The organism is Haloarchaeobius caseinilyticus (assembly GCF_051207395.1).
Taxonomy (GTDB): domain Archaea; phylum Halobacteriota; class Halobacteria; order Halobacteriales; family Natrialbaceae; genus Haloarchaeobius.
Map to the genome: position 1 here is coordinate 2,019,241 of NZ_JBPJZC010000001.1, position 22,791 is coordinate 2,042,031.

Consider the following 22,791-nt stretch of genomic DNA (forward strand, 5'->3'; position numbering starts at 1 on the left):
ATGGAAGTTCGTACCGCGAAATCGACCGAACGAGAACGTGTCGAAGCTGTTCTGGACGCGGCGATGCTCCAGACGGGCGAAGTCGCCTCGAAAATCGACCGCGATGACGTACTGGTAGCCGTCGACGACGGTCGACTGCTCGGTGCACTCGTGCTCACGCCGGATGAAAACGGCCAACACATCGACGCCATCGCGGTACGACCGAACCGCCGCGGGCAGGGCATCGGTCGGGCACTCGTCGAGACGGCCAGTACCAGCACCGACCGACTCACGGCGGCGTTCGACCGCGACGTGCGACCGTTCTACGAGTCACTCGGCTTCGAGATATGCGAGCGAGACGGACGGCTCTGGGGCGAGTGGTCGTAACGAGAGCGGCACGAGTAGTGATTCCGTAGAAGTCAGCGATAGCCGCGGTCAGACCAGTGAGGCGACCAGTTCCCGGCCGTCTGCCAGCAGCGCGGTCACGCGGTCCGAACTCGGCGCCTCGGCGTAGACGCGCATTTTCGGTTCGGTGCCGGATGGTCGGACGAGGACCCACGAACCGTCCTCCAGCAAGAGCTTGAAGCCGTCTTTGGTGACCACGTCGGCCACCTCGACGCCGGCGACTTCCTCGGGAATCTCGTCGCTCAACTCGTCGACGACACGGGCCTTTTCGCTATCGGGGCAGTCCACACTGACCTTGCCCTGTTTGATGTCGCCGTATTCTGCGAGCAGGTCGTCGACCCGGGCGTCGTAGGCGCGTTCGTGTTCGACGGCTCCGGCGAGCAGGGCCATCAGGACGCCGTCTTTCTCGCGAATGTGGCCACGGATGGAGAACCCGCCCGACTCCTCGCCGGCCATCAGCGCATCGGACTCGCCCATCGCTTCGGCGACGTACTTGAAGCCGACCGGGACCTCCACGACTTCCTGTCCGTGGGCCTCGGCGATGCGGTCGAGCAGGAACGTCGTCGAGACGGTCCTGACGACCGGTCCCTCGTCGGATTCGAGCAGGTAGTCGTACGTCGCGGCGAAGAACAGGTTCTCGTCCAGTAGGCCGCGCTCGGGCGTGACGACTGCGATTCGGTCGGCGTCGCCGTCGTTGGCGATACCGAGGTCGGCGTCACGCTCGCGGACCGCTTCCACGAGTTCCTGCAGGTTCTCGGCGCTCGGTTCGGGCGAACCGCCGCCGAACTCGGGGTCGGTCTCGCAGCGGATTCGCTCGACCGTCGCGCCGGCTTCTTCGAGCAGTCGGTCGGTCGTGTCGCGGCCGGAGCCGTGCATCGCGTCGTAGACGACGGTGAGTCCAGAGAGGTCGTCCGGGACGAGGTCGCGAGCGTGGGCGAAGTGGGGTTCGACGAAGTCGACCTCTCGGACGTAGCCGTACTCGTCTTCGGGAAGCGGGTCGGGTTCGGCCAGTCGTTCCTCGATGGCTTCGGTGACCGCCGGGAGGGCAGGCGCGGCGTCGTCTGGGATGAACTTCACGCCGTTGTACTCTGGCGGATTGTGACTCGCGGTGAGCATCAGGGCACCGGCGAGGTCGCGGTGGCGAATCTGCCACGCGGTGAGCGGCGTCGGCCGGTCCCGGTCGGGCAACACCACGTCGAAGCCGTTCGCACAGAGGACTCGCGCCAGTTCCTCGGCGAACTTCGGCGACGACTCACGGGCGTCGTATCCGACGGCGACGGTCCCTCCGGCGTGGCCCTCGTCGCGGAGGTAGGTGGCCACCGCCTGTCCGACCATCCGAACCCGGGGTACGGTGAACTCGTCGAGTGTCGCACGCCAGCCGTCGGTGCCGAACGAAATCGCGTCCATGTGCGTCTCGTCGCCCGCCGCCGCGATAAAGCCCAGCGACTGTGTGAAACTGTCTGGGGACGCTTCACTTTCACTCCGCTTGGACCAAACCTTTCACACACCCGTTCGATATCACCAATAGCGCCCGTTAGCGGCGCGAGTCCCGACTGGGGCGCGACACACACCGCTCTGTGTCGATAAACAACGTCCGGCGGAGGTGTACACAAGATTCGCAATAGCCTCCGCGCGACACTGGCGACGGGCGGCGTCACCCTGCTGGCACAGGGGATGCAGACCGGTTGGATTCTGATCGCCATCGCCGTGTTCGCCCCGAACGACGAACAGTCTGAGTGATACCGGCGGTCGCTGGCACGACCATCGGTTCTTCTTCGTTTCGTACCGCTCTCACCGGGCTACCGGTCGCGGTATCCGACGGCTGTGAGTTACTCTCGCACGATAAAATAACTTTAGTTTCGCTACGGTGCCAGCGGATTCCGTCCACCGACAGACCACTCACTGGGCCGGCACTCGGCTTACTCTCTCGGCCGTCCTACATTCATCACGGAGTTGGAACCATGCCGATAGAGAAGAAAGCGACACCGACAGAAGAAAAAACACACGTCGAGCACGGCATCGACCTGCCGGCCCACATGGCGTTCATCGACTGGGTGGAAGACCATCCGGCCGAGGCGACGGTCGAGTTCAAAGCGACCGGTACCACGTCGACCGTAGCGGGCCACACCGAGTCCACGGTCGGCGAGTTCGTAATGGGCGACCAACCGAAAGGGACCGACCGCGAGCACACAATCGAGTTCGGCCTCCCCGCGGAGCTAGAGGAGGCGATGGGGTTCACGGAGGTATCGGACCACTGTGAGGCCGTCGAGGCCGCGCTCGCTGGCCTGACCGCGTGCATCAACGGGACCATCGAGTACAACGCCATCCGCGAGGGTATCGCCGTCGAGGACGTGACCACGACGGTCGCCGTCCCGGTCGACACCCGCGTGCTGCTCGGTATCCACGACGTGGACCGGGCCGACGAGATGCTCGGCGACCTCTCCATCGAAGTGCAGGTGACCGGAACGGACCTCACGGAGGCCGAAATCGACCGTATCAAGACGTTCCCGCAACGCTCGCCCGTGTTCAACCTGCTGACCCGGGCACACCCGTCAGAGCCGGCCGTCCACGTAGCGACCTGACACGAAATAGGCCGAACTGACGCCCTTTTATTCACGCGCTCCCGACCAGTGCGCGATGAGTGGTAGTGAGACGGGCGGCGATCCGACGGTACTCGCGGTCTCTGGCAGCCTCCGCGAGACGAGTTACACGCACACTGCGCTGATGCACGCACTGGTCGCGGCGGAGACGGCAGGGGCCGAGACGAGCATGCTCTGCCTTCGCGAGGCCGCCCTGCCGATGTTCGACCCCGACGAAGACGACCAGAGTGTCGAATCCTACGTCCGGCAGGTCCGCGAGGCCGACGCGGTCATCCTCGGCTCGCCGGTGTACCACGGCTCGTACTCGGGCGCACTGAAGAACTTCCACGACTTCTGTAGCTTCGACGACTACGAGGACACCGCCGTCGCCCTGCTAGCAAGCGCCGGCGGTGGCTCGTACGGCCCGACACTCGAACACATGCGCAGCACGGTCCGTGGCGTTCACGGGCACGTCATCCCGCAACAGGTGGGCATCCGCAGCGCCTACGACAAGTTCGAGGACGACCCGGATGCGCCCGACGGCCGCGCGTTCACCGACGACGACATCGCCGAGCGAGTCGCCACGCTCGGCACGGAAGTCGTCGCGATGGCCCGTCGCTTCGGTACTGGCTGTGCCGAACAGCCACCCAAGACGGACGACTGACAGCACGGACGAGTCCGTTCTCGGCCACGTCGGCCCAGCCTTATCCTGCATCCCGCCCTATAGCGAACCTGATGACAGACCAGCCCCACCTCGGGTTCCTCTGTTCGCCCGACCACTCGGTGTTCGCGGGCGTCGCCGCGTCGCTCCGCGAGCGAGGGCTGTCGGTCTCGTTCTACGACCCGGACGCGCCACTGTCGACCGAGACGGTGCGAGGGCTCGACGCGGTGGTGAACAAGAAGACGCGCCCGGCATCGTACGTCACACTCCGGCGGGCGGCCGCGCTCGGGGTCCCCACGTGGAACGACTTCGTGGTCTACTGCGTCTGCGGGTTTCGGCTCGTCGGACTCCACGCACTTGACGCCGTAGGCTATCGAACGCCACCGGTTTCGTTCGACCCGCCAGCGGATGGTGACTACGTCGCCAAGCAAGCGCGAAGTTGGGACGGCGTCCCGATTCGGAACGGCGAGGGCGACTTCTACCAGCCGCTGCTGCGCACCGACGCGCGTGACCTGAAGTACTACGGGGTGTTCGACGGCGAGCGAGTCCACGTCCGCGTGCTCGAAGTCACGTCGAAACTCGACGGTGAGAAGCGCGTCCTCGGGCGGCGAGAGCCGGACCCGGCCCTCGCAGCGAACTTCCGCGACCTCTTCGACAAAACGGGGGCATTCGCACTCGGCGTCGACGTCGTCATCGCTGACGGCGACCCCTACGCCGTGGACGTGAACGCCGCACCCAGTTTTCGCGGGACGGGTCTCGACGCGGCCATCACGGACTCCATCGCGTCGCTGCTTCCCTGAGGACGCTCGGCGGCTGTCGTCAGTCCTCGTCGGTGTCTCCCACCAGTGCCAGCTTCGCTCGCCGCGAGAACTGCTTTATCTCGTACTCGCGCGACATCGCCGCCGACTTCGAGTCGAACTGCTCTTGATACCGAAGTTCGACCGGGGTCCGCCCACGAGTGTACTTCGCGCCCTCACCCGCGCCGTGTTCGGCGACGCGCCGCTCGACGTCCGTCGTGTAGCCGGTGTACAGCGTCCCGTCGGCACACTCCAGGACGTAGACGTAGTGGTCACTCACGGGGCCGGGTTGTGGCCACAGCGATAGAAAGGCTTCGCGTGGTGGTTGTGTGTGGTGGCTTTGTGTGCGACGGGTTGCTCAGGCTGCGTGGGAGCGTCGGCGACGGGCTTCTTCCGCGATGCCCGCGTTCGCAGAGCAGCTCACACACGCGAGGATTTGCCCGTGTTCGTCGGAGAACACTCGGGCGAACTGTTCTGAGACGTGCGCGCCGCAGTTGTCACACGATGGCATGGTGGGAGCCGGACGTGGTGTCCGGTACCACGTGCTTGGATTCACATCACTAAATACGTATTCCAGATTATCACCCAAATTCGCCGATAGAGAAGTTTAATTTGTTCAATTCTTGCTCCAAACAACGAAATTTTGGTACAGTTTTCGAAAACGTAAATATTTGTTTCGAAACCACACATTCGGCCTGTGCGCTCGCGCTGCAGCCCTGCCGCGGCAGCCGTCGTCGCGGGGTGCGCGCGAGGGAGGACCGGCGCGAATTTCCCCCATTTTGGCCTATCGGCCGGTGGGATTCGGCCTATCGTCGTCGTCGCATCGAAATCGACAACGGGCGACGGGGGGTGCAGCGCAGTCGGTCGGTTTCCGTGCCCACCCCGACGCTGTATTGCGATTTTCACCGATAATTACCGCTGGAACGTACTCGTTCCGAGAACGCGAGGTCTCCGCTACACGCCCGTCTCAGGCCTTATCCAGGGGCTATACAGCAAGTATTATAAAGGGGGCATGGGAAAAGCCGGTTGTATGGCAGACCTCATCGTCAAGGCAGCCGTGAAGGAAGCGCTCAAGGACAAGAACGTCGCATCGGACTTCTACGACGCGCTCGACGAGGAAGTGCAGGAGCTTCTCGACGACGCCGCCCGCCGCGCCGAGGCTAACGACCGGAAGACGGTCCAGCCGCGCGACCTGTAAAGCGGTCTCCCCGCTTTCTAACCGTTTCTACGAACCCCAGAGCCGCGGCACTCGCGATCATCTGGGTGAACACGATTCGTGAGAGAGCCGTCAGTATGCGTGTCGTCAGTCGTCGCGCCGGGTCACGTCGACGCCGTCCTCGCGACCGACGTGGACCTCGTCCGCGAGGCCGACGAACAGCCCGTGTTCGACGACACCCGGGAGTGCAGCGAGCTGCTGCGCCAGTTCGCCAGGGCTCTCGACGGTTCCGAAGGCACAGTCGAGCACGACGTTCCCGTTGTCCGTGACGACTGGCCCGTCTTTTCGCTCGGCTTCGCGGAGCGTCGGCTCGCCGCCGAGGCCGCCCACGGCGTCCGCGACGGTCGGTCGCGCGTCGGGGAGCACTTCGACTGGAACCGGGTAGTCGAGCGCGTCGACCAGTTTCGACGGGTCGGCGACGACGACGAACCGGTCGGCTGCCGCGTCGACGATCTTCTCCCGGGCGTGGGCCGCCCCGCCGCCTTTGACCAGTGTGAACCCGTCGACCTGGTCCGCGCCGTCGATGGCGATGTCGACGCCCGAAACCGCGTCGAGGCTCGTCAGCGGAATCCCGGCGTCGAGTGCGAGTTGGCGCGACTGGAACGAGGTGGGAATCCCCTGTACGTCGAGGCCCGCGTCGACCGCTTTCCCGATGGCTCGGATGGCGTGGGCTGCGGTCGAGCCGGTGCCGAGGCCGACGACCATCCCGTCTTCGACGAGGTCCGCCGCGTGTTCGCCCGCACGTCGCTTCTGGTCCGTCGTCCCGCCGGTGTTCTTCATGGCTGCGTGTTCTCGGCAATGGGGTAAGTGGTTTCGTGACTAGTGGCTGTGTGGGTCGTGGTGGTTTCGTGGTCGCTCGTCGGTGTGTCCTCGTCTGTCGTCGTCGCTGGTGGTGCTGGTGGCGAGAAGCAGTTCACGAATCACGACGGAACATGACCGCACCGCCTCCCGCGTACCTCTCGCCACAGCCTCCCCATCCGATTCGCTCAACTCGCTATGCTCACGGGTCGTTTTACTCCCCGTTCGCAACGAGGCGACTCCGTCGCCTCGCACCGCTCGTCTCACTCATCTCTGGTGAGAGCAAGCTCTCACTTGCAGTCGTTCGCAGGCTCACGACGACCTCGCGCGACGACACGGCTGGCGTCTCGGCGTCCTCGACGCCAGCCCCAGCGCGCGCCATGCCGGTCGTAACGGTTCACATCGACGGCTGCCACTCGACTGCTGTGCAACATGGTCTCGTACGGAGACACGCTTTTGCCGTCTCCGCCTCTCCACAGATTTATGAGTTCTACTGGAGCCGACGGGCCGGCCGTTCGGCTTTCCGAGGTACGCAAGACGTACCAGGTCGGGGAACCGGTCCACGCGCTGGACGGGGTATCGCTCGATATCGGTCGTGGCTCGTACACCGCCGTGATGGGGCCGAGTGGGTCGGGGAAGTCGACGCTGATGAACGTCATCGGCTGTCTCGACACGCCGACGGAGGGGACGGTCCACGTCAACGGCGAGGAGGTCACGGCGATGTCCGACAAGGAGCGAACCCGTATTCGGGGTGAGCAGGTCGGCTTCGTCTTCCAGACGTTCAACCTCATGCCGCGACTCACCGCGGTCGAGAACGTGGCGATGCCGCTCGTGTTCAAGGGTGTCGGGAAGTCGGAGCGCCTCGACCGTGCCGCGAAGTTGCTGGAGCGTGTCGGCCTAGGTGACCGGACTGACCACGTCCCGAACGAACTGTCCGGCGGGCAGCGCCAGCGTGTCGCCATCGCGCGGGCACTCGTCGCCGACCCGGCCATCATCCTCGCCGACGAGCCGACCGGGAACCTCGACACGGAGACGGGCGAGCAGATCATGGCGCTGTTCGAGGAACTGAATCAGGAGGGGAACACGGTGCTGATGGTCACACACGAGCGCGACATCGCCGAACACGCAGAGCGAATCATCACGCTCGTCGACGGGAACGTCGAGTCCATCGAGGAACTGGCCGGCGCGGGGGCGCAGGCGTGAATCCGAGTACCGGCCTCCGGATGGCGTGGCGGGCAATCCGCGGCCACAAACTTCGCTCGACGCTGACCACGCTCGGCGTCGTCATCGGCGTCGCCGCGGTCATCACGTTCGTCACGTTGGGGGCCTCGCTCTCGGCGGGCATCGTCGGCGAGATTAGTCCCGACGAGCAACAGAACATCTACACGTGGGCTGCACCCGAGGAGAACGAAAATCAGGGACCGGGTGCTGGCGCACAGCCAGTGTTCACACAGCGTGACGCCGACGAACTCGCCAAACAACCGGCCATCAAGGAAGCCTACGGCTACACGCCATTGCCCGCGCAGACGGTGAACTCGGGTGACCAGCGTATCCCCAGACAGGACGCAGTCGTCGCGACTGGTCCCGCCTACCTCGACGAGGACGAAATCGCCGAGGGGAGACGTTTCGAGATGGGCAGTCGTGAGGCTGTCCTCAATCCGGCGATGGCCGGTGCGTTCGAGGAGAACGTCACCGTCGGCGACGAGATTACGGTGACGCTGCTGGGCGGCCAGAACATCAACGCGACGGTCGTGGGTATCACCGAGACCTCCGAGGCACGGTCGCCATTCGAGGGGTTCAACCCGTCACCGCGGGTGTACCTCCCCATCGACCCGTACTACACGAGCTTCGTCGCACAGGGACAGGAGACGCCGCGCTTCGCGACGCTCGTCATCGAAGCCACGAGTGCCGGCAACGTCGACACCGCGAAAGAGCAGGCCAGAGGCTACCTCGACAGTGACCAGTCCGACGCGGAAGGGCTCGCGGGTGACGACTTGGGCTACCAGCTACAGACCAGTACGGAACTGCTCGGCCAGTTGCAGGAAGTGCTGAGCCTGCTGGAGAACTTCGTCATCGGCATCGCGGCGCTCTCGCTCGTCGTCGGTTCCATCGGCATCGCCAACATCATGCTCGTCTCGGTCACGGAGCGAACCCGCGAAATCGGCATCATGAAAGCCGTCGGCGCACAGCGCCGCGACATCATCGGCCTGTTCATCACCGAAGCGGTCATCATCGGTATCATCGGGTCGGTCATCGGGACGATTCTCGGCGTCGCGGTCGGCTACGCGGGTGCCCAGTACATCGGCGTTCCCCTGACCTACCCGGTCGAGTGGTTCGGTATCGCCATCGCGGTGGGCATCCTCGTCGGCGTGCTCGCTGGGCTGTATCCGGCGTGGTCGGCGGCGAAGACCGACCCCATCGACGCGCTCCGGTACGAGTAGGCGCGGTTTCACCTTTCCAAACGGCTATCTCTCCTGCTTGCATCGAATCTAGTGCAATGTCTGGCGACGGCGACACACGGGACAGCGACGCGCACGAGGACGAGAGACGCGACGAACGTGCCGTCCTCGACCGGCACGTCGACCGCGCGTTCACCTGCACGACCTGCGGGTACACGAATCACCACGAGGTGCCGCTCTTGCAGGGACGAATCGAGGCGACCTGTCTGAACTGCGGCGACTGGACGATACAGTTCGCCGACGAGTCGGAAGTGGCCGCGGCCGCGCGAGCAGCCGCCGAGGAACTGGCAGGCGAGACCCTCACCGAGCGACAGGCGCTCGTCTACGTCCTCCGCGAGACGATGGACGTGGACCGCCAGACCGCTGCCGACGTGTTGGACAGTTCGCCCTCGAACGTGGACAACCTCCAGCGACGAGCAGCCGAGAAAGTGAAAGACGCGCGGCGAATCGTCGACGGCCTCGATGAACTCGATGAACTCGATAGCGAGTGAGGTGGCCCCGGAAACGGGCCGAACGCCTTTGGTCGCCGCCCGAGCAGGGTGGGTATGGCAACTGTCCCCGCTGTCCTCCTCCTCGTCGCCGGCGTCGCGTGCGCCGTCCGACCGCGCACGCTGGCCCGACTCGAAGAACGAATGGACCCCGTCGGCAGTGATTGGTGCTGGGAGAATCCCCAGCCGACGCCGCGGAAGGTGAAAATCACGCGTGCACTCGGCGTCGTCGCCTCGGTCGCCGCGGTCGGCTGGCTGACACTCGGCTGAGTTACGCGACTAACCCGTACCCAGCCGCTGCCACCAGCAAAAGAACCATACCCACGACACACGGACCACCGGGTATGGAAACGGTGTCGCTCGACTTCGGCGAGGACGGGCTGGTCCCCGTCGTGGCACAGGACGTGGAAACCGACGAAGTGGTGATGCTCGCCTACGCAAACGAGGAAGCGGTCGAACAGACCCGCGAGACCGGCCGTGCGCACTACTACTCGCGCTCTCGCGACGAGTTGTGGGAGAAGGGCGCGACGAGCGGCCACACACAGGAAATCGAGGAGATTCGCGTCGACTGCGACCGCGACGCCCTCGTTTACCGCGTCGAGCAATCGGGCGGTGCGTGTCACACCGGCTTCGAATCGTGTTTCTACCGCACTATCGACGGCGAGGAGGTGGGAACCCGTGTCTTCGACCCCGACGACGTCTACGAGTGACGCGGCCGACGAGGTACGCGAGGCGGAGACTGCGCGCGAGGCGGCCCGCGAAGCGGTCGAATCCCGCGGCCGAGGCGAGCTACAGACGGTCGCCGACGCACACGACGAACTGACCACGCTGCTCGACCGGTACGAAGACACGGCGACGGGGTCGGGTAATTTCCAGTCCTACGTCGAGTTCCAGGACAAGTTCGCTCGCACCGTCGAAGAGCTGTCCGAGGACATCCCGAACCGAGACGCCTTCGAGACGGCACTGGAGCGCGTCGACAAGCGTCGACTCAGCGACTCTGACTTCGCGGCGGCCCGCGACGCGCTCGCCCCGGCCCGCGAGGCGAACGACCTGCTCGACCGCGAAGAAGCCGCCGAGGAACGCTACCGCGAGGCCGAGCGCGCGGCCAAACGGCGACTGCACGCGGTCGGCGACGAAATCGAGTCGCTCGAACGACTCCAGCGACTCGGTGACGCCGACCTCGACGCGCCGGTCGAGGACCTACGCGACCCGATGGAGACGTACGACGAGGCGGTCGTCGCGGCGTTCGTCGAGTTCCGACAGCAAGCCAGCGCCCGTGAGTTGCTGGAGTTCGCCACCGATGCGGCCGCGTATCCGCTGCTCGACATCGCGGCCCCGGCCGACGAACTGGTCGACTTCGTCGAACAGGACGCAGTCGGTGAGGAGACGGTCCCACGACTGCTCGAACTGGCCGACTACTCGCGCTCGAAGCTGGAGCACTACGTCGACGACCCGACAGAACTCACCCGCACGGTGGCGACCAGACAGACGTACCTCGACCGACTCGACGGGCGCGCCCTGCAACTGGGCTGGCCGCCGGGGCCGGCCGGGGAACTGCGCCGTCGCTGTGAGGAGCGGATTCCGCTGGTCGCGCGCTTCGCCGACGAGGACGTGGTCGCCACGCTGCGGACCGTGCGCGACCTGACGTGGCGCGACGACTACGGGCGGTTGCAGACCGCGGCAATGGCCTTCTCCGAACTGGACGACGACGAGCGCGAGCGACTCGCGTCGGGAGCGGTCGAGCGCGAACTCGACGAGTTGCGGGCGGAACGCGAGGACCTGCAGCAGGTGCTCTCGTAGGGGAGAAACAGAGAAGCCGAAAGCAGTTTTCAGGCGTAGGGGAGAAACAGAGAAGCCGAAAGCAGTTTTCAGGCGTAGGGGAGAAACAGAGAAGCCGAAAGCAGTTTTCAGGCGTCGGTCTTCGCACCGAGCAGTGCTTCGTACATCGAGTCGACCAGTGCCTTCGCTCGGGCTTCGTCGCGGGCCTCGGCGTAGATACGCACGAGTGGTTCGGTGCCCGACGGTCGGGTGAGGACCCACGCATCACCGTAGTCGAGGCGGTAGCCGTCTTTCGTGTCGAGGTCGGCGTCCGAGTCCTCGGCCTTCTCCTCTGCCGCGACGAGCATCTTGGTCCGCTCGGCCTCGGTCTTATACTCGATGTTCCGGCGGACGTTGTGGTAGCCGCTGTACGGTTCGACGATTTCGCTGACGGGAGCGTCGGCGACGAGTTCGAGGAAGCGCGCCGCGGTGTACGCGCCGTCGCGGGTGAGTCGGTAGTCGGGGAAGAAGATGCCCCCGTTTCCCTCGCCGGCGACTGGGACGTGCTCGTCGCGGGCTTCGAGTTCCTCGATGCGGGTGATGATGTTCGTCGAGCCGATGGGCGTCAGTGCGAGGTCCGCGCCGACGTCGTCGACCACGTCCACGACGCGCTGGGAGACGTTGACCGCCGAGACGGTGGTATCCTCCGGGCCGAGGACGGCCGCGGTGAGCGCGGCGAGGGTCGCGTCGCCTTCGACGTAGTCACCTGTCTCGTCGTAGAAGATGGCGCGGTCGGCGTCACCGTCGTGGGCGATACCCACGTCGGCGTCCGTCGCGCGGACGAGGCGGCCGAGGTCGTCCAGATTTTCTGGAACTGGTTCCGGGTTGCGCCCGGGGAAGTGCCCGTCAGGCTGGGCGTTGACCGTCACGACGCGGCAGCCGAGTCGGCGGAAGAACTCCGGCGAGGTCAGCGAGCCTGCGCCGTGGCCAGGGTCGAGTGCGACCGTGAGGTCCGCGTCGGCGATCTTCTCGCGGTCGACTGCGTCGAGCAACTGGTCGACGTAGCGCTTGCTGGCGTCGTCTATCTGCGTGACGTGGCCGACTTCGTCCCACGTCACCTCCTCGAACTTCTCGGCGAGGAACAGTTCCTCGACGCGTTCGAGGTCCGCGACGGCGAGTTCCACGCCGTCGGAGCCGATGAGCTTCACGCCGTTGTACTCCGGCGGGTTGTGGCTGGCCGTAATCATCAGTGCCGGGAGTGCCTCCTGCTCGGCGTACACCTGTGCGCCCGGTGTCGGGACGACGCCGAGTCGGTCCACGTCCACGCCGACGCTGGTCAGTCCGGCGACTGCCGCGTCGACCAACATCTCACCCGTCGCCCGTGTGTCGCGGGCGATAGCCACGCGGTCGACGTCCCACGCGGAGCCGGCCGCCTTCGCCACCCGCATGACGAAGTCGGGCGTCAGCTCCTCGTTGGCGACGCCTCGCGTGCCACTCGAACCGAATACTTTCATTCAGGTGGTGCTGAGTGGTGCGAGACAAAAGTGGTTCCGAAGCGTCCCGAGTGAGACAGTCGCAAACGGAACTGTGCGGGTTCGTGGCCGGTTCGGCTGGCGATTTCGTTTCTTCGAACCCGAGTACCTGTTTGTCTGTCGCTGGCAGTCGGACACGACTGGGCGACGACGACCAGGCAATCACTCTGGCGCGCGCTGGCGAGCGTGCTTCGCGCAGCGAAGCCGCAAGCCGTAGCCGCGCGAGGGATGAGCGAAACGAACAAAGTGAGTGGAGCGAATCGGATGGGGAGGTTGTGGCGGGAGGACGGGAGGGGCGGTGCGGTTATCTCCCGTCGGCAGTCGTGAAGTGTTCCCACAACCAACCACCGACGGTCAATTACAAATCAGAACGAGCGACGACGAAGACCACACGAGAGTTAGGCCGAACACAGTGGCGAAAACGAAAACGGACCGATTCAGAAGTTAGAGACGACTTCCGCCATACAGCCGTCGCCGGGTTCGTGGTACGAGAAGTGGTCCGGCACGTAGTCGACGTTGTGGTCGGTGTAGTTCGACGGCGGCGTGCCCTCACAGCCTTCTTCGCCGACGGCCGAGTCGAACTCGCCGGTCGAGTACGCCCAGTTCAGCACGCCGTCGTCGGACTTCCAGTAGTTGTCGACGTGGCCAGCCACGGCGGCGATGTCGTCGCCGTACTCGCCGGAGACCGAGACGGCGTCGTTGTCGGCGGCGGCGCCGAGCAGCGTCGCGGACTTGATGGAGCCTTGTTCGCCGAGGCCGTTCAGTTCCTGGAGCGTCGAGACGAGGACGCGGCCGCCGAGTGAGTGCCCGATGAGGCGTACGTCTGCGCCGGTCTGCGAGCGGTAGTACCGGATGAAGTTGGCGAGTTTCTTCCCGTTTCGCTCGGCGATGTCCGTCGCAGGCCACCAGTCGGTCGTGCTCGTGTCGGAGTCGTAGCTGAAGCCGATGACGGGGGCATCGTAGCCGTTGTTCCGCAGCGACGTTTTGACCGTCTGGAAGTGGTCGGGCGCGGCCGACTGTTCGACCAGCCAGCCGTGGATGGAGATCATCACTTCGTTGGGGTCAGGGCTGGTGCCGTAGCCCGGGATGTCGCCGACGGTGCTGTAATCCCACGCGGTGTGGCCGTCGGTCAGCTGGTCGCCGTACCACCAGTGGATGTCGAAGTGGCCGCGTGTCGTCGCCCGCGGGAAGTCGGCGGGGCCGGAGATGTTCCCGTCGTCGCCCTCGAACGCCGCCGCAGACCCGGTGAAACCGGCGAGACCGACCGCGCCGACCGTGGCTGTTTTCAGGAATCGTCGTCGCGTCGAGCCCGCACCGTCGCCCTGGTCGTTAGAAACCATGTCTCATGGCACATGGTAACAGACATTAAGTTTTTTCCGAGTTTAGAAAACGGAATTAGAGTTTCTTTGCGGTGCCGTAACGCACGCTGGTCGGTGGGCGACCACCACACGCCGACGGTCGACCACTCCACACTGCGTTCGACCGAGCGAACCACACGATTTTCACGCCCGGCGGCCCCACACACAGGTATGAGCGCCGAGAAGGACATCAGCCTCGACGAGAAGCGGGTGTACGAGGGCGACCAGCGCGAGCGCGAAGCGTTCGTCGCCTGCGCCATGGGCATCGTCCGCGTCGAAGTCGTCGACGAGCGCGTCGGCACGTTCTCCCTCGCACACCGCTGTGACGCCCGCGACGTGGCGGCGGGCGACGGCGGGCGAATCGCGGTCGCCACCGACGAGGACGTACTCCTCGCGGGCGGGACTGGGTCCGACGAGGGCGACGGGGAGTCCCCCGACTTCGTCGAGACGGGCTTCGGCCCCGCCGTCGCGGTCGGCTTCGACGGCTACGACCTGCTCGCGGCGAGCGAGGACGGGCTGGTCGCCCGACTCCGCGGCGCCGTCACGCGCGACGACTGGGCGGAAGTCGGTGCGCTGGACTACGACGTTCGTGCTATCGACGGCGACCTCGTGGCGGCCGCAGACGGTGTCTACCGCGTCAGTGGCGAACTCGACCACGTCGGCCTCGACGACGCCAGGGACGTGTCAGCGGTCGGGACGCCGTGGGCCGCAACTGGCACCGGACTCTACTACCTCGGCAACGGCTGGATGGATGCCCTCGACGGCGAGTTCACGCTCGTCTCCGGCGACGGCGAGCGTCGCCACGCTGCCAGTCGAGAGACGCTGTACGAACACGTCGACGGTGACTGGCGCGAGGCCACGACCCAACCCGAACACCCGCTCGCCGGCCTCGCCTCCGGCGAGACGACGTACGCCGTGACACCCGGCGGGGAGTTCCTCGCCGAGGCCGACGACGGCTGGCGCGTGCAAGTGCTGGGAATGCCGGACGTGACCGGGCTCGTAGTTCGGCAGGCGTGACTAGTTGTAGCAGGAGAGACATATCTGCTGTCGATACTTCTCTCGGCGCAGATGGTTTCTCGCCGCAACCTGCTCGGTGCCGTCGGTGCCACCGGTGCCGGTGCTGTCACCCTCTCTCGCTTCGACCTGTGGCCAGAAGTGCCAGATTTTTCTGGACCTGAACCACCGTCGGAGGCAGTCCTCTGTGCTGTCGACGTACAGAATAGACACGAAGAACCCCACACGGTCGAGATTCAGGTCGAGCAGAACGGTGAAATCGTCACCGAGACCTCGCGTGACCTCCCCGCGATGGAGAACCGGCACTTCCCACCGGGATTCGCCGTCTCGGAGCACTTGCCCACCGAACTGGGACAGTTCATCCTGACGGTGACACTCGACGGCGAAACGACCCAGCGTTTCGACAGCGCTGACAGTGACGACGGCCACTACTGGCTCTACGTGTTCGTCGACGGGCCGACGGACATCGACATCCTCGCACCAGTGAATCCATCCACCGCCTGCCCGCCGGACGCGCCGTAACGAAACTGGAAAGACCCCAGCCACTGACCCACCGAGTATGATTATCCCAGGCTCCGGGTCACAGGCACTCGCGGCCGACCTCGCCGCGATTCTCGACGAGGACCTCGCGCCCGTCGAGTACGAGCGCTTTCCGGACGGCGAAGTCATGGCGCGCATCGGCGACGTGTCGCCCGACCGCGCCGTGGTAGTCGCCTCGACACCGACGAGCGATTCCCACCTCGAACTGCTCCAGTTACAGGACGCCGCCCGAGAAGCGGGCGCGAACGACATCGTGACCGTCCTGCCGTACATGGGCTACGCGCGCCAGGATAAGGTGTTCAAGCCGGGCGAGCCCATCTCCTCGCGGGCCGTCGCACGGGCCATCTCGGCGAACACCGACCACGTCATCACGGTGAACCCGCACGAACGCGCCGTCTGTGACTTCTTCGAGCCGTCGGCCATCGCACTCGACGCCGCGAGCGTCCTCGCCGACCCGCTCCCGCACGACCTCGTCGAGCCGCTGTTTCTGGCCCCCGACGACGGTGCCATCGACATCGCACAGACCGTCCGCGACACCTACGGCACGGGCGAAACGGACTACTTCGAGAAGACGCGGCTGTCGGGCAGCGAGGTCGAAATCTCGCCGAGTGACGCCGCCGTCGCGGGCCGCGACGTGGTCGTCGTCGACGACATCGTCGCCACCGGTTCGACGATGAGCGAGTCTATCGCTGTGTTGAACGAGCGCGACGCGGCGCGCGTCTACGTCGCCTGTGTCCACCCGCTGCTGGCCCAGAACGCCGTGACGAAGCTGGCGCGGGCCGGCGTCGAGCGCGTCATCGGGACGGACACGCTCGAACGCCCCGTCTCACAGGTGTCCGTGGCGAAAGTTGTCGCCGAGGAGCTGTAGGAATAAAAAGCCGGATTCTTTATACTTCCCGTCGCAGGATGTGACTACGTACCGCACGGTAGGCGGTGGGTGTCGCAATGCACGGGTTACTACACAAATCACTCAAGGGTTACGTGGGGGAGTACATCGACGAGATCACCTGGAACGAGGTCCTCGCGGCGGCGGACATCGAGCCGAAACTCTACTTGCCGGTGTCGCGCTATCCGGACGAGGAGTTCACGGACGCTATCGTGGCCGTCGCCGAGGCCACCGACCGCGATGAAGACGCGATTCAGCGCGAGGTCGGCGAGTACCTTGCGCCGGAGTTGCTGAAGACGTTCAAAGCGCACGTGAAGTCGGGGTGGGAGACGCGGGAGGTCATCTTCACCCTCGAGAACATCTACGCACAGATTCGCAAACAGGACGGCGAGTCGGCGTTGCCGACGGTCGCGACCGACCGCATCGACGCGGACACGTACGTCGTCAACTACCGCTCCGGCAGAGGACTCTGTGCGCTCGGTGAGGGAATCATCCTCAGTATCGCCGACGAGTTCGACGACGAGGTGGCGCTTTCACACGACGTCTGCATCCACGACGGCGGCGACCACTGCGAACTCACCGTCGAGTTCGCGTAGGCCCGCCTGGACTCGTCAGGACTCGATTTTGGCCGCGATGGCTGCCACCGCGAGCAGTGCCGCCAGCGTCGCTAGCGTGCCGACGACGCCGATACCCGGTGTCGGGACGGCCCAGCGCTCGGTTTGCTCGGCACTGCTCGCTGCCCGGTCGGCGTCGCTTTCAGCGACCGACAACTGGACCGTCTTTCCGCCGACGCGGACGGTGTGGTTCCCGGGTTCGTCGAACGTCGCCTCAGCCGTGTACGTCGCCTCTCGTCTGGGACCGAGCGCGACCTGTTTCGCGAACTGTAACTCGTCGTCGAGGTAGAACTCGATGGACCCGGCGGCGGGCCACGCCCGGTCGTTCGTCACGGTCGTCGTCACAGTGAACGACTCGCCGACTGCGACCGTGTCGGGGGCGTCGACGGCCGTGACGTTCGCGGCGGCGGGCCGCTTCACCGTCACGTTCAGCGTCTGTTCTGCCGCCGTGACGGAGTGGTTTCCGGGCCGGTCGAACGTCCGGGTGAACGTCACCGTCTCGCGTTCTTCGGGTGCGAGTGTACCCTCAGTCGTATTCACCACGCTGTCGTCGACCACGAACGCGGCGTCGTAGGTGCCCGTCCGTTCGCCGATGTTCACGACGGAAGCGGTCACGCTGAGCGTCTCACCGGTCGCCAGCGTCACCGTCTTGCCGACGCTCTCGTTGCGGAACTGACCGGCGACACGAACCGACTGGTCTGTGACCTCGTACTCCATCACGGCGGGGACGACGCCGAAGAGTCGACTGTGGACCGTTCGCGACCACGTCTCGGGTGATGCATCCGTCGTCGTGTACTGGATCGCCGTGGACTCGACACCGGGCGTCGACACGCGCTCGACCGCGGCGAGGACGTCGTCGTTCGTCACCGCGTCGTCGTACGAGTTCAGGCGTCGAATCACGTTCTGGAACGTCCGGTTCTTGCCCGTCGAATCGCGAATGTCCCGGTCGACGACGCCCGTGACCAGCGACCCCTTCAGGTACGGCGTCGACTGGGTCCACGTCTCCGGGGCCACGAGTACCGAACTCTCGTGCGGTTCCTGCTTCCCACGAGCGAGCTTCTGTCGGAACTCACTGAACGAGATGTGTCCCTGTTCGAACGCGAGTAACGCCGCGTAGTAGTCTGCGCTCCCCTCGACGAGCCAGCGCGCACTCTCCGTCGTCTCGAACTCTTGGCGCGTGTGGAAGTACTCGTGGAGCCAGACGTTGTCGGGCGAGTCCAGCCGCGCCTTCGAGACGACCCACGCGTCGTCGTCACCGAGTTGGAGGCCGGCGACGCGCCAGCGAACCGTGGTCGGGGCTGCAATCATCACGACTTCCGCGTCCCGTTCGCCGACGCGTATTCGCTCGCTCGCGTTCGCCACCGCGTCGAGGATGTCGGTCGGTTCTTCGCCTAACTCGGCCTGTTGGGGAACGACGAGTCGAACGTGCTGGTCACGGACCGTCGTGCTGTACTCCTGCATCGGCCCGAGGTAAGCCATCTCGCCGCCAGTCGCACCCTCCCCCGCGACGGTGACACGCTTGTCCAGCGACACCGTGCCGGAGCCGAGCCACTCCCACGAGGTGCCCATCTGTGGGACACGCACGATGGCCCAGTCGCCGGCGTCGACGAAGGTGTACGTGGTCGGCGTGTCGGTCGTCACGGCCGACGAGTCGGCCGAAGTCGCTGGCGTCTGCTCGCTCGCCACGTCGGTGGTCTTCGCGGCCGACCGTCGTGGTGCGTCGACCGCGTGGTTGCCACCCGCGGTGTCGGTGGCAGGGACGAGCGACGGCGTCCGCTGTCCGGAGTCGCTCGTCACGTTCGCGTCCATGGTGAACGTGATGGTGGCCGTGCTCGACTCACCCGTCCACTCGTAGGTCTGTACGCCAGCCTGCGTGAAGCTCTCCAGTTCGGTCACGTCCGCGTTCTGCTGGAGCTTCACCGACATGGTCTTCACTTCGGACGGGACCCGGTAGACGACCTCGGCCTCGATTTCGCCGGGTTCGTTCGGTGTCAGCCGTAAGCGTAACGTCCGCTCGATGTTCGTCGTTGTCGAGTCGTTCAGGTCGACGCTTTCGTGCCCATCGACACGGTCGACCGTGTCGAACAGGACGCCGTCGTGGGGCGGCGTCGCTGTGGGTGTTGGCGTCGCTGCCGGCGACTCCAGGGCGACGACGCCGGCGGGCAACGACACGAGAACGACGAGGACCAGAGCGACCCGACGATACACGGCCAAATCCACGGACACTGGAAAAATGACTCTTGTGCCTCTTTCCCTCGGTTCGTCGTCAGTATCGACTGGCACGGCTGTACAGCAGTGCGACGCCGAGGACCACCATCGCGATGCCCCAGTAGAGCGACGGGCCGGGGAGGACGATGAGCGCGAGTGTGACGAGACCGGACGAAATCAGCGACCAGCCGAGCGTGTCTGCCATACCGTCGCTACTCGCACCCGACGGAAAGGGCCACGGCCGGAATACGCAAGCCCCGTTTCAGGCCTGTCGATTCTTGATTCAGGCTTCTGCTTCGGTGAGTCGTTCGAGCGCGAGCGTCATCGTAACGCCTTCGACCTCCCAGTCCTTGCGGTGACCGTCGTCGACGTCGCCGAACTCGGCGGCGCGGACTTCCTCGGCGATGAGGTCCTCGTGCTGCCGGACGAGGTCCGAGATTCGGTCGTCGTGCACGTTCAGTTCGAGGCGAACCTGCGCGTCGATATCGAGGTCCATCTCCTTTCGCATCTCCTGCACACGACGGATGACCTCGCGGGCGTAGCCCTCGCTCTCGATGTCCTCGGTGAGCGTGGCGTCGACGTAGACGACGCCCTTCTCGTCACCTTCGACGGCGAAGCTGCTGCCGGTGACGCCGTCGGGCGTCTTCGTGACGAACTCGACCATCTCTTCGGTCACGTCGTCCTCGCCGACAGCCTCGCGCAGCGCGTCGAGGTCCGGGCCGGTGAGTTCGGCGTCGTTCAGCGCGTTCATGACTTCGGGGGCGCGCTGGCCGAAGGCGGGGCCGAGTTTACCCATGTCGGCGCGGGCCGAGTACTGGAGTTCGCCCCACTCCTCGTCGGGCGAGACGAGTTCGACCTCGCGCGAATTGAGTCGGTCGGCGAGCAGGTCGCGGTGGCGCTCGACGGCCTCCGCAGCACGTGCGTCGCTCGCGGCGACGACGATGCGCGAGACGGGCCAGCGAAGTTTGCGGTCGGCCTGCTGGCGCGCGTTCGAGCCAGCCTCTTCGACCGCACGCAGGAGCGTCACGTCAGTCTCCAACTGTTCGTCTGCCCAGAACTCGTCCACTTCGGGCCAGTCGCACATGTGGACGGTGTCGTGGCCGGACTCGCCGGTGAGGGTGCCGTAGATTTCCTCGGCGACGAACGGCGCGTACGGCGCGAGCAGTTTGACGACTTCGCCGACGACGTGGTAGAACGTCGCGTAGGCGGCCGTCTTCGAGTCGCTGTCTTCCTCTTCCCACATCCGCTCGCGGACGACCTGGATGTAGAAGCGAGAGACGTCCTCGACGACGAATTCGAGGAGGGAGTCGACCGCGCGGTCGGGTCGGCGGTGTTCTTCCCACTCCTCGGTCATCTCCGCGACGACCGACTGGAGGCGGGCGAGCAGCCACTCGTCGACGAGTTCGGTCTCGGCATCACGCAGGGAGACGGCTTCGGGGTCGAAGTCGTCCATGCGCATGTACGGCAGCGGGAACCGGAACACGTTCCAGAGGATGTTCAGGTCGCGCTGCATCGTCTCCATCTCGTCCCACGAGAAGCGCATGTCCTCCTCCTGCGGGTTGCGCGAGAGCAGGAACAGACGCATCGCGTCCGCCCCGTGGCGGTCGATGGCCTCGCTCGGTTCGACGATGTTCCCGATGGACTTCGACATCTTGCGCCCGTCCTCGGCGAGTGCCCAGCCGTGCATGACGACTTCGTCGTAGGGGACTTCGCCGAGTGCGGCACTGCCCATTCCTAACTGAGACCAGAACCAGCCGCGGGTCTGGTCGTGCGCCTCGATGATGAGGTCGGCGGGCCACAGTTCGTCGAACTGGCTGTCGTCGCTCGGATAGTCGAGGGTTCCCCACGAGGCCACCGAGGAGTCGAGCCACACGTCGAACACGTCGGGGACTCTGGTGTACGTCGTCCCGTTCTCGGTGATGGTCAGGTCGTCCACGGTCGGCTTGTGGAGGTCGACTTCGCTTGGGTCAACGTCCTGGTCGACGCGCTCGGCGAGTTCCTCGCGGGTGCCGACGACGACCACGTCGTCCATCTCTCCCGACCAATCCTCGGGAACCCAGATGGGGATGGGGATGCCCCAGTAGCGCTGCCGGGAGACGTTCCAGTCCGGCGAGCCCTCGACGAAGTCGCGGAAGCGCTTGTCGCGGGCCGACTGCGGCCACCACGTCGAATCGTCGATGTTGTCGAGCAGGTCGTCTTTGATGTCGGAGACGGTGATGAACCACTGGTCCGTGACGAGGCGGACGATGTCCGTGTCACAGCGCCAGCACTGTCCCTCACCCTCGACGAGGTACTGCTCGTCCTTGGCGAGCAGTGCGCCCTTCGCTTCGAGGTCGGCGATGACGTTCGCGTTCGCGTCACGCACGAACTGGCCAGCGTACTTGCCAGCCTGCTCGGTGTAGACGCCGTCGCCGCCGACGGGACAGAAGATTTCCAGACCGAGTTCGGAGCCACGCTCGAAGTCCTCTTCACCGTGCCCGGGTGCGGAGTGGACCATCCCGGACTTGTCGTTGGCGTCGGGGTAGTCGGCGGTGTAGACCTGCCACGCGTTCTCGTCGGCCGGTCGGTCGGGGACCTCCTCGGCCAGCGGTCGCTCGTACTCCCAGCCGACCATCTCTTCGCCGGTGAGTTCCTCGACTATTTCGTAGTCCTCGTACCGTCCCTCCTTCAGGACTTCCTCGATCTGCGGCTCGGAGACGTAGAGCACCTCACTCTCGCCGTCCCTCTCGGCACGGACGCCGACGTAGTTCGCGTCTTCCTCGACAGCGACGAACGTGTTCGCCGGGATGGTCCACGGAGTCGTGGTCCAGATGACGAGGTTGCCCTCTCGCTCCGTGAGCGGGAACTTGACGTAGATAGCCGGTTTGTGCACGTCGTGGCGCTCGACCTCGTTGTTGGCGATGGCCGTCTCACACCGCGGGCACTGGTTGATGGAGCGTTTGCCCTGCTCGACGAGGCCGCGGTCGTGGGCCTTCTGGAAGCCCCACCACGCAGCCTCCATGTACTCCGGCGAGAGGGTCTTGTACGGGTTGTCCCAGTCCATCCAGACGCCGAAGGACTGGAAGTCCTCGTCCATCGCCTCCAGGTTCCGGTTGGCGAAGTCCTTACACGCCTCGATGAAGGCCTCCTCGCCGTACTCCTCGATGTCTTTCTTGTTCTCGAAGCCGAGTTCCTCCTCGACTTTCGTCTCGATGGGGAGGCCGTGCATGTCGTAGCCCGGCCGGTCAGTCACGTCGAAGCCCTGCATCCGGTAGAACCGGATGAAAGCGTCCTTCAGCGACTTGTTCCACGTCGTGCCCATGTGCGCTGCACCCGATGTGTACGGCGGGCCGTCGACGAAGAAGAACGGCTCGCAGTCCTCTCGGTGCGTCTTCGTCTGCTCGTAGGCATCGACCTCGTCCCAGTAGTCGAAGACGCGGTCTTCGACGGCCTGGGGGTCGTACTGGTCGGATACCTCCCCGAAGCGTTCCATATGCGGGGCTGACTCGCTCCTACAGTA

25 protein-coding genes are annotated in these 22,791 nt (G+C 65.3%); 15 read left to right on the forward strand and 10 right to left on the reverse strand.

The window, feature by feature from the left end:
• Positions 1–366 carry a GNAT family N-acetyltransferase gene (locus tag ACSC1P_RS10575; protein WP_435360115.1) on the forward strand — a complete coding sequence of 122 codons (366 nt, stop codon included), beginning with the start codon at positions 1–3 and terminating at the stop codon, positions 364–366.
• A 48-nt stretch (positions 367–414) separates the two neighbouring features.
• Here the strand turns inward: ACSC1P_RS10575 and ACSC1P_RS10580 are convergent, their stop codons facing one another.
• Positions 415–1,791: a phosphoglucomutase/phosphomannomutase family protein gene (locus tag ACSC1P_RS10580; RefSeq protein WP_435360116.1), complete on the reverse strand. Its 1,377-nt coding sequence runs from the start codon at positions 1,789–1,791 to the stop codon at positions 415–417.
• A gap of 554 nt (positions 1,792–2,345) precedes the next feature.
• On the opposite strand from ACSC1P_RS10580, the gene ACSC1P_RS10585 reads away from it, so the two are divergent.
• The 3 genes from ACSC1P_RS10585 (at position 2,346) to ACSC1P_RS10595 (ending at position 4,424) form a co-directional block, all read left to right on the forward strand.
• The gene (locus ACSC1P_RS10585) at positions 2,346–2,966 is read left to right on the forward strand and encodes an OsmC family protein (RefSeq protein ID WP_435360117.1); all 621 of its coding nucleotides are present in this window, start codon (positions 2,346–2,348) and stop codon (positions 2,964–2,966) included.
• Positions 2,967–3,021: 55 nt separating this feature from the next.
• Complete coding sequence (locus tag ACSC1P_RS10590; protein ID WP_435360118.1) at positions 3,022–3,627, forward strand: NADPH-dependent FMN reductase; 606 nt, start codon at positions 3,022–3,024, stop codon at positions 3,625–3,627.
• 71 nt (positions 3,628–3,698) lie between these two features.
• Positions 3,699–4,424, forward strand: a complete 726-nt coding sequence (locus ACSC1P_RS10595; RefSeq protein WP_435360119.1) for an ATP-grasp domain-containing protein — start codon at positions 3,699–3,701, stop codon at positions 4,422–4,424.
• A gap of 19 nt (positions 4,425–4,443) precedes the next feature.
• On the opposite strand, the gene ACSC1P_RS10600 is transcribed toward ACSC1P_RS10595, so the two are convergent.
• Complete coding sequence (locus ACSC1P_RS10600) at positions 4,444–4,701, reverse strand: GIY-YIG nuclease family protein (protein ID WP_435360120.1); 258 nt, start codon at positions 4,699–4,701, stop codon at positions 4,444–4,446.
• Between the two features lie 78 nt (positions 4,702–4,779).
• A complete protein-coding gene (locus ACSC1P_RS10605; protein WP_435360121.1) occupies positions 4,780–4,932 on the reverse strand; it encodes a DUF7563 family protein in 153 nt (50 codons plus the stop codon).
• A 519-nt stretch (positions 4,933–5,451) separates the two neighbouring features.
• On the opposite strand from ACSC1P_RS10605, the gene ACSC1P_RS10610 reads away from it, so the two are divergent.
• A complete protein-coding gene (locus tag ACSC1P_RS10610) occupies positions 5,452–5,619 on the forward strand; it encodes a DUF1931 family protein (protein WP_435360122.1) in 168 nt (55 codons plus the stop codon).
• Positions 5,620–5,724: 105 nt separating this feature from the next.
• Here the strand turns inward: ACSC1P_RS10610 and rpiA are convergent, their stop codons facing one another.
• Positions 5,725–6,417 carry a ribose-5-phosphate isomerase RpiA gene (gene rpiA, locus ACSC1P_RS10615; RefSeq protein WP_435360123.1) on the reverse strand — a complete coding sequence of 231 codons (693 nt, stop codon included), beginning with the start codon at positions 6,415–6,417 and terminating at the stop codon, positions 5,725–5,727.
• Positions 6,418–6,649: 232 nt separating this feature from the next.
• Positions 6,650–6,817 (reverse strand): hypothetical protein, encoded by a 168-nt coding sequence (locus ACSC1P_RS10620; protein WP_435360124.1) that lies wholly within the window; start codon positions 6,815–6,817, stop codon positions 6,650–6,652.
• 101 nt (positions 6,818–6,918) lie between these two features.
• Between ACSC1P_RS10620 and ACSC1P_RS10625 the strand changes: the two genes are divergently transcribed.
• From ACSC1P_RS10625 to ACSC1P_RS10650, 6 genes are all read left to right on the forward strand, one after another.
• Positions 6,919–7,638: an ABC transporter ATP-binding protein gene (locus ACSC1P_RS10625; RefSeq protein WP_435360125.1), complete on the forward strand. Its 720-nt coding sequence runs from the start codon at positions 6,919–6,921 to the stop codon at positions 7,636–7,638.
• Positions 7,635–8,876 carry an ABC transporter permease gene (locus tag ACSC1P_RS10630; RefSeq protein WP_435360126.1) on the forward strand — a complete coding sequence of 414 codons (1,242 nt, stop codon included), beginning with the start codon at positions 7,635–7,637 and terminating at the stop codon, positions 8,874–8,876. The genes ACSC1P_RS10625 and ACSC1P_RS10630 overlap by 4 nt, the downstream gene beginning before the upstream one ends.
• 56 nt (positions 8,877–8,932) lie before the next feature.
• On the forward strand, positions 8,933–9,385 hold the full coding sequence (locus tag ACSC1P_RS10635) for a hypothetical protein (protein WP_435360127.1): 453 nt from the start codon (positions 8,933–8,935) through the stop codon (positions 9,383–9,385).
• A 54-nt stretch (positions 9,386–9,439) separates the two neighbouring features.
• Positions 9,440–9,652 carry a DUF6199 family natural product biosynthesis protein gene (locus tag ACSC1P_RS10640; RefSeq protein WP_435360128.1) on the forward strand — a complete coding sequence of 71 codons (213 nt, stop codon included), beginning with the start codon at positions 9,440–9,442 and terminating at the stop codon, positions 9,650–9,652.
• A 74-nt stretch (positions 9,653–9,726) separates the two neighbouring features.
• Positions 9,727–10,092, forward strand: a complete 366-nt coding sequence (gene hisI / locus ACSC1P_RS10645) for a phosphoribosyl-AMP cyclohydrolase (protein ID WP_435360129.1) — start codon at positions 9,727–9,729, stop codon at positions 10,090–10,092.
• Positions 10,061–11,182, forward strand: coding sequence for a DUF7118 family protein (locus tag ACSC1P_RS10650; RefSeq protein WP_435360130.1), 1,122 nt, complete (start codon positions 10,061–10,063; stop codon positions 11,180–11,182). Before hisI ends, ACSC1P_RS10650 begins: the two co-directional genes overlap by 32 nt.
• A gap of 107 nt (positions 11,183–11,289) precedes the next feature.
• Here the strand turns inward: ACSC1P_RS10650 and glmM are convergent, their stop codons facing one another.
• Together glmM and ACSC1P_RS10660 are read right to left on the reverse strand one after the other, a co-directional pair.
• Positions 11,290–12,654, reverse strand: a complete 1,365-nt coding sequence (gene glmM, locus ACSC1P_RS10655; protein WP_435360131.1) for a phosphoglucosamine mutase — start codon at positions 12,652–12,654, stop codon at positions 11,290–11,292.
• A gap of 455 nt (positions 12,655–13,109) precedes the next feature.
• Complete coding sequence (locus tag ACSC1P_RS10660) at positions 13,110–14,012, reverse strand: esterase/lipase family protein (RefSeq protein ID WP_435360132.1); 903 nt, start codon at positions 14,010–14,012, stop codon at positions 13,110–13,112.
• 189 nt (positions 14,013–14,201) lie between these two features.
• On the opposite strand from ACSC1P_RS10660, the gene ACSC1P_RS10665 reads away from it, so the two are divergent.
• The 4 genes from ACSC1P_RS10665 (at position 14,202) to ACSC1P_RS10680 (ending at position 17,066) form a co-directional block, all read left to right on the forward strand.
• Positions 14,202–15,047, forward strand: a complete 846-nt coding sequence (locus ACSC1P_RS10665) for an HVO_0234 family beta-propeller protein (RefSeq protein ID WP_435360133.1) — start codon at positions 14,202–14,204, stop codon at positions 15,045–15,047.
• Between the two features lie 51 nt (positions 15,048–15,098).
• Positions 15,099–15,566, forward strand: coding sequence for a twin-arginine translocation signal domain-containing protein (locus tag ACSC1P_RS10670; protein ID WP_435360134.1), 468 nt, complete (start codon positions 15,099–15,101; stop codon positions 15,564–15,566).
• A gap of 37 nt (positions 15,567–15,603) precedes the next feature.
• Positions 15,604–16,452, forward strand: coding sequence for a ribose-phosphate diphosphokinase (locus ACSC1P_RS10675; RefSeq protein WP_435360135.1), 849 nt, complete (start codon positions 15,604–15,606; stop codon positions 16,450–16,452).
• Between the two features lie 77 nt (positions 16,453–16,529).
• Positions 16,530–17,066: a heme NO-binding domain-containing protein gene (locus ACSC1P_RS10680; RefSeq protein ID WP_435360136.1), complete on the forward strand. Its 537-nt coding sequence runs from the start codon at positions 16,530–16,532 to the stop codon at positions 17,064–17,066.
• A gap of 15 nt (positions 17,067–17,081) precedes the next feature.
• On the opposite strand, the gene ACSC1P_RS10685 is transcribed toward ACSC1P_RS10680, so the two are convergent.
• The 3 genes from ACSC1P_RS10685 to ileS form a co-directional block, all read right to left on the reverse strand.
• Entirely contained in the window at positions 17,082–19,292 is a 2,211-nt protein-coding gene (locus tag ACSC1P_RS10685) for a hypothetical protein (protein WP_435360137.1), read from the reverse strand.
• A 58-nt stretch (positions 19,293–19,350) separates the two neighbouring features.
• A complete protein-coding gene (locus tag ACSC1P_RS10690) occupies positions 19,351–19,497 on the reverse strand; it encodes a hypothetical protein (protein ID WP_435360138.1) in 147 nt (48 codons plus the stop codon).
• Positions 19,498–19,575: 78 nt separating this feature from the next.
• On the reverse strand, positions 19,576–22,764 hold the full coding sequence (gene ileS / locus ACSC1P_RS10695; protein WP_435360139.1) for an isoleucine--tRNA ligase: 3,189 nt from the start codon (positions 22,762–22,764) through the stop codon (positions 19,576–19,578).
• Positions 22,765–22,791: the final 27 nt, after the last annotated feature.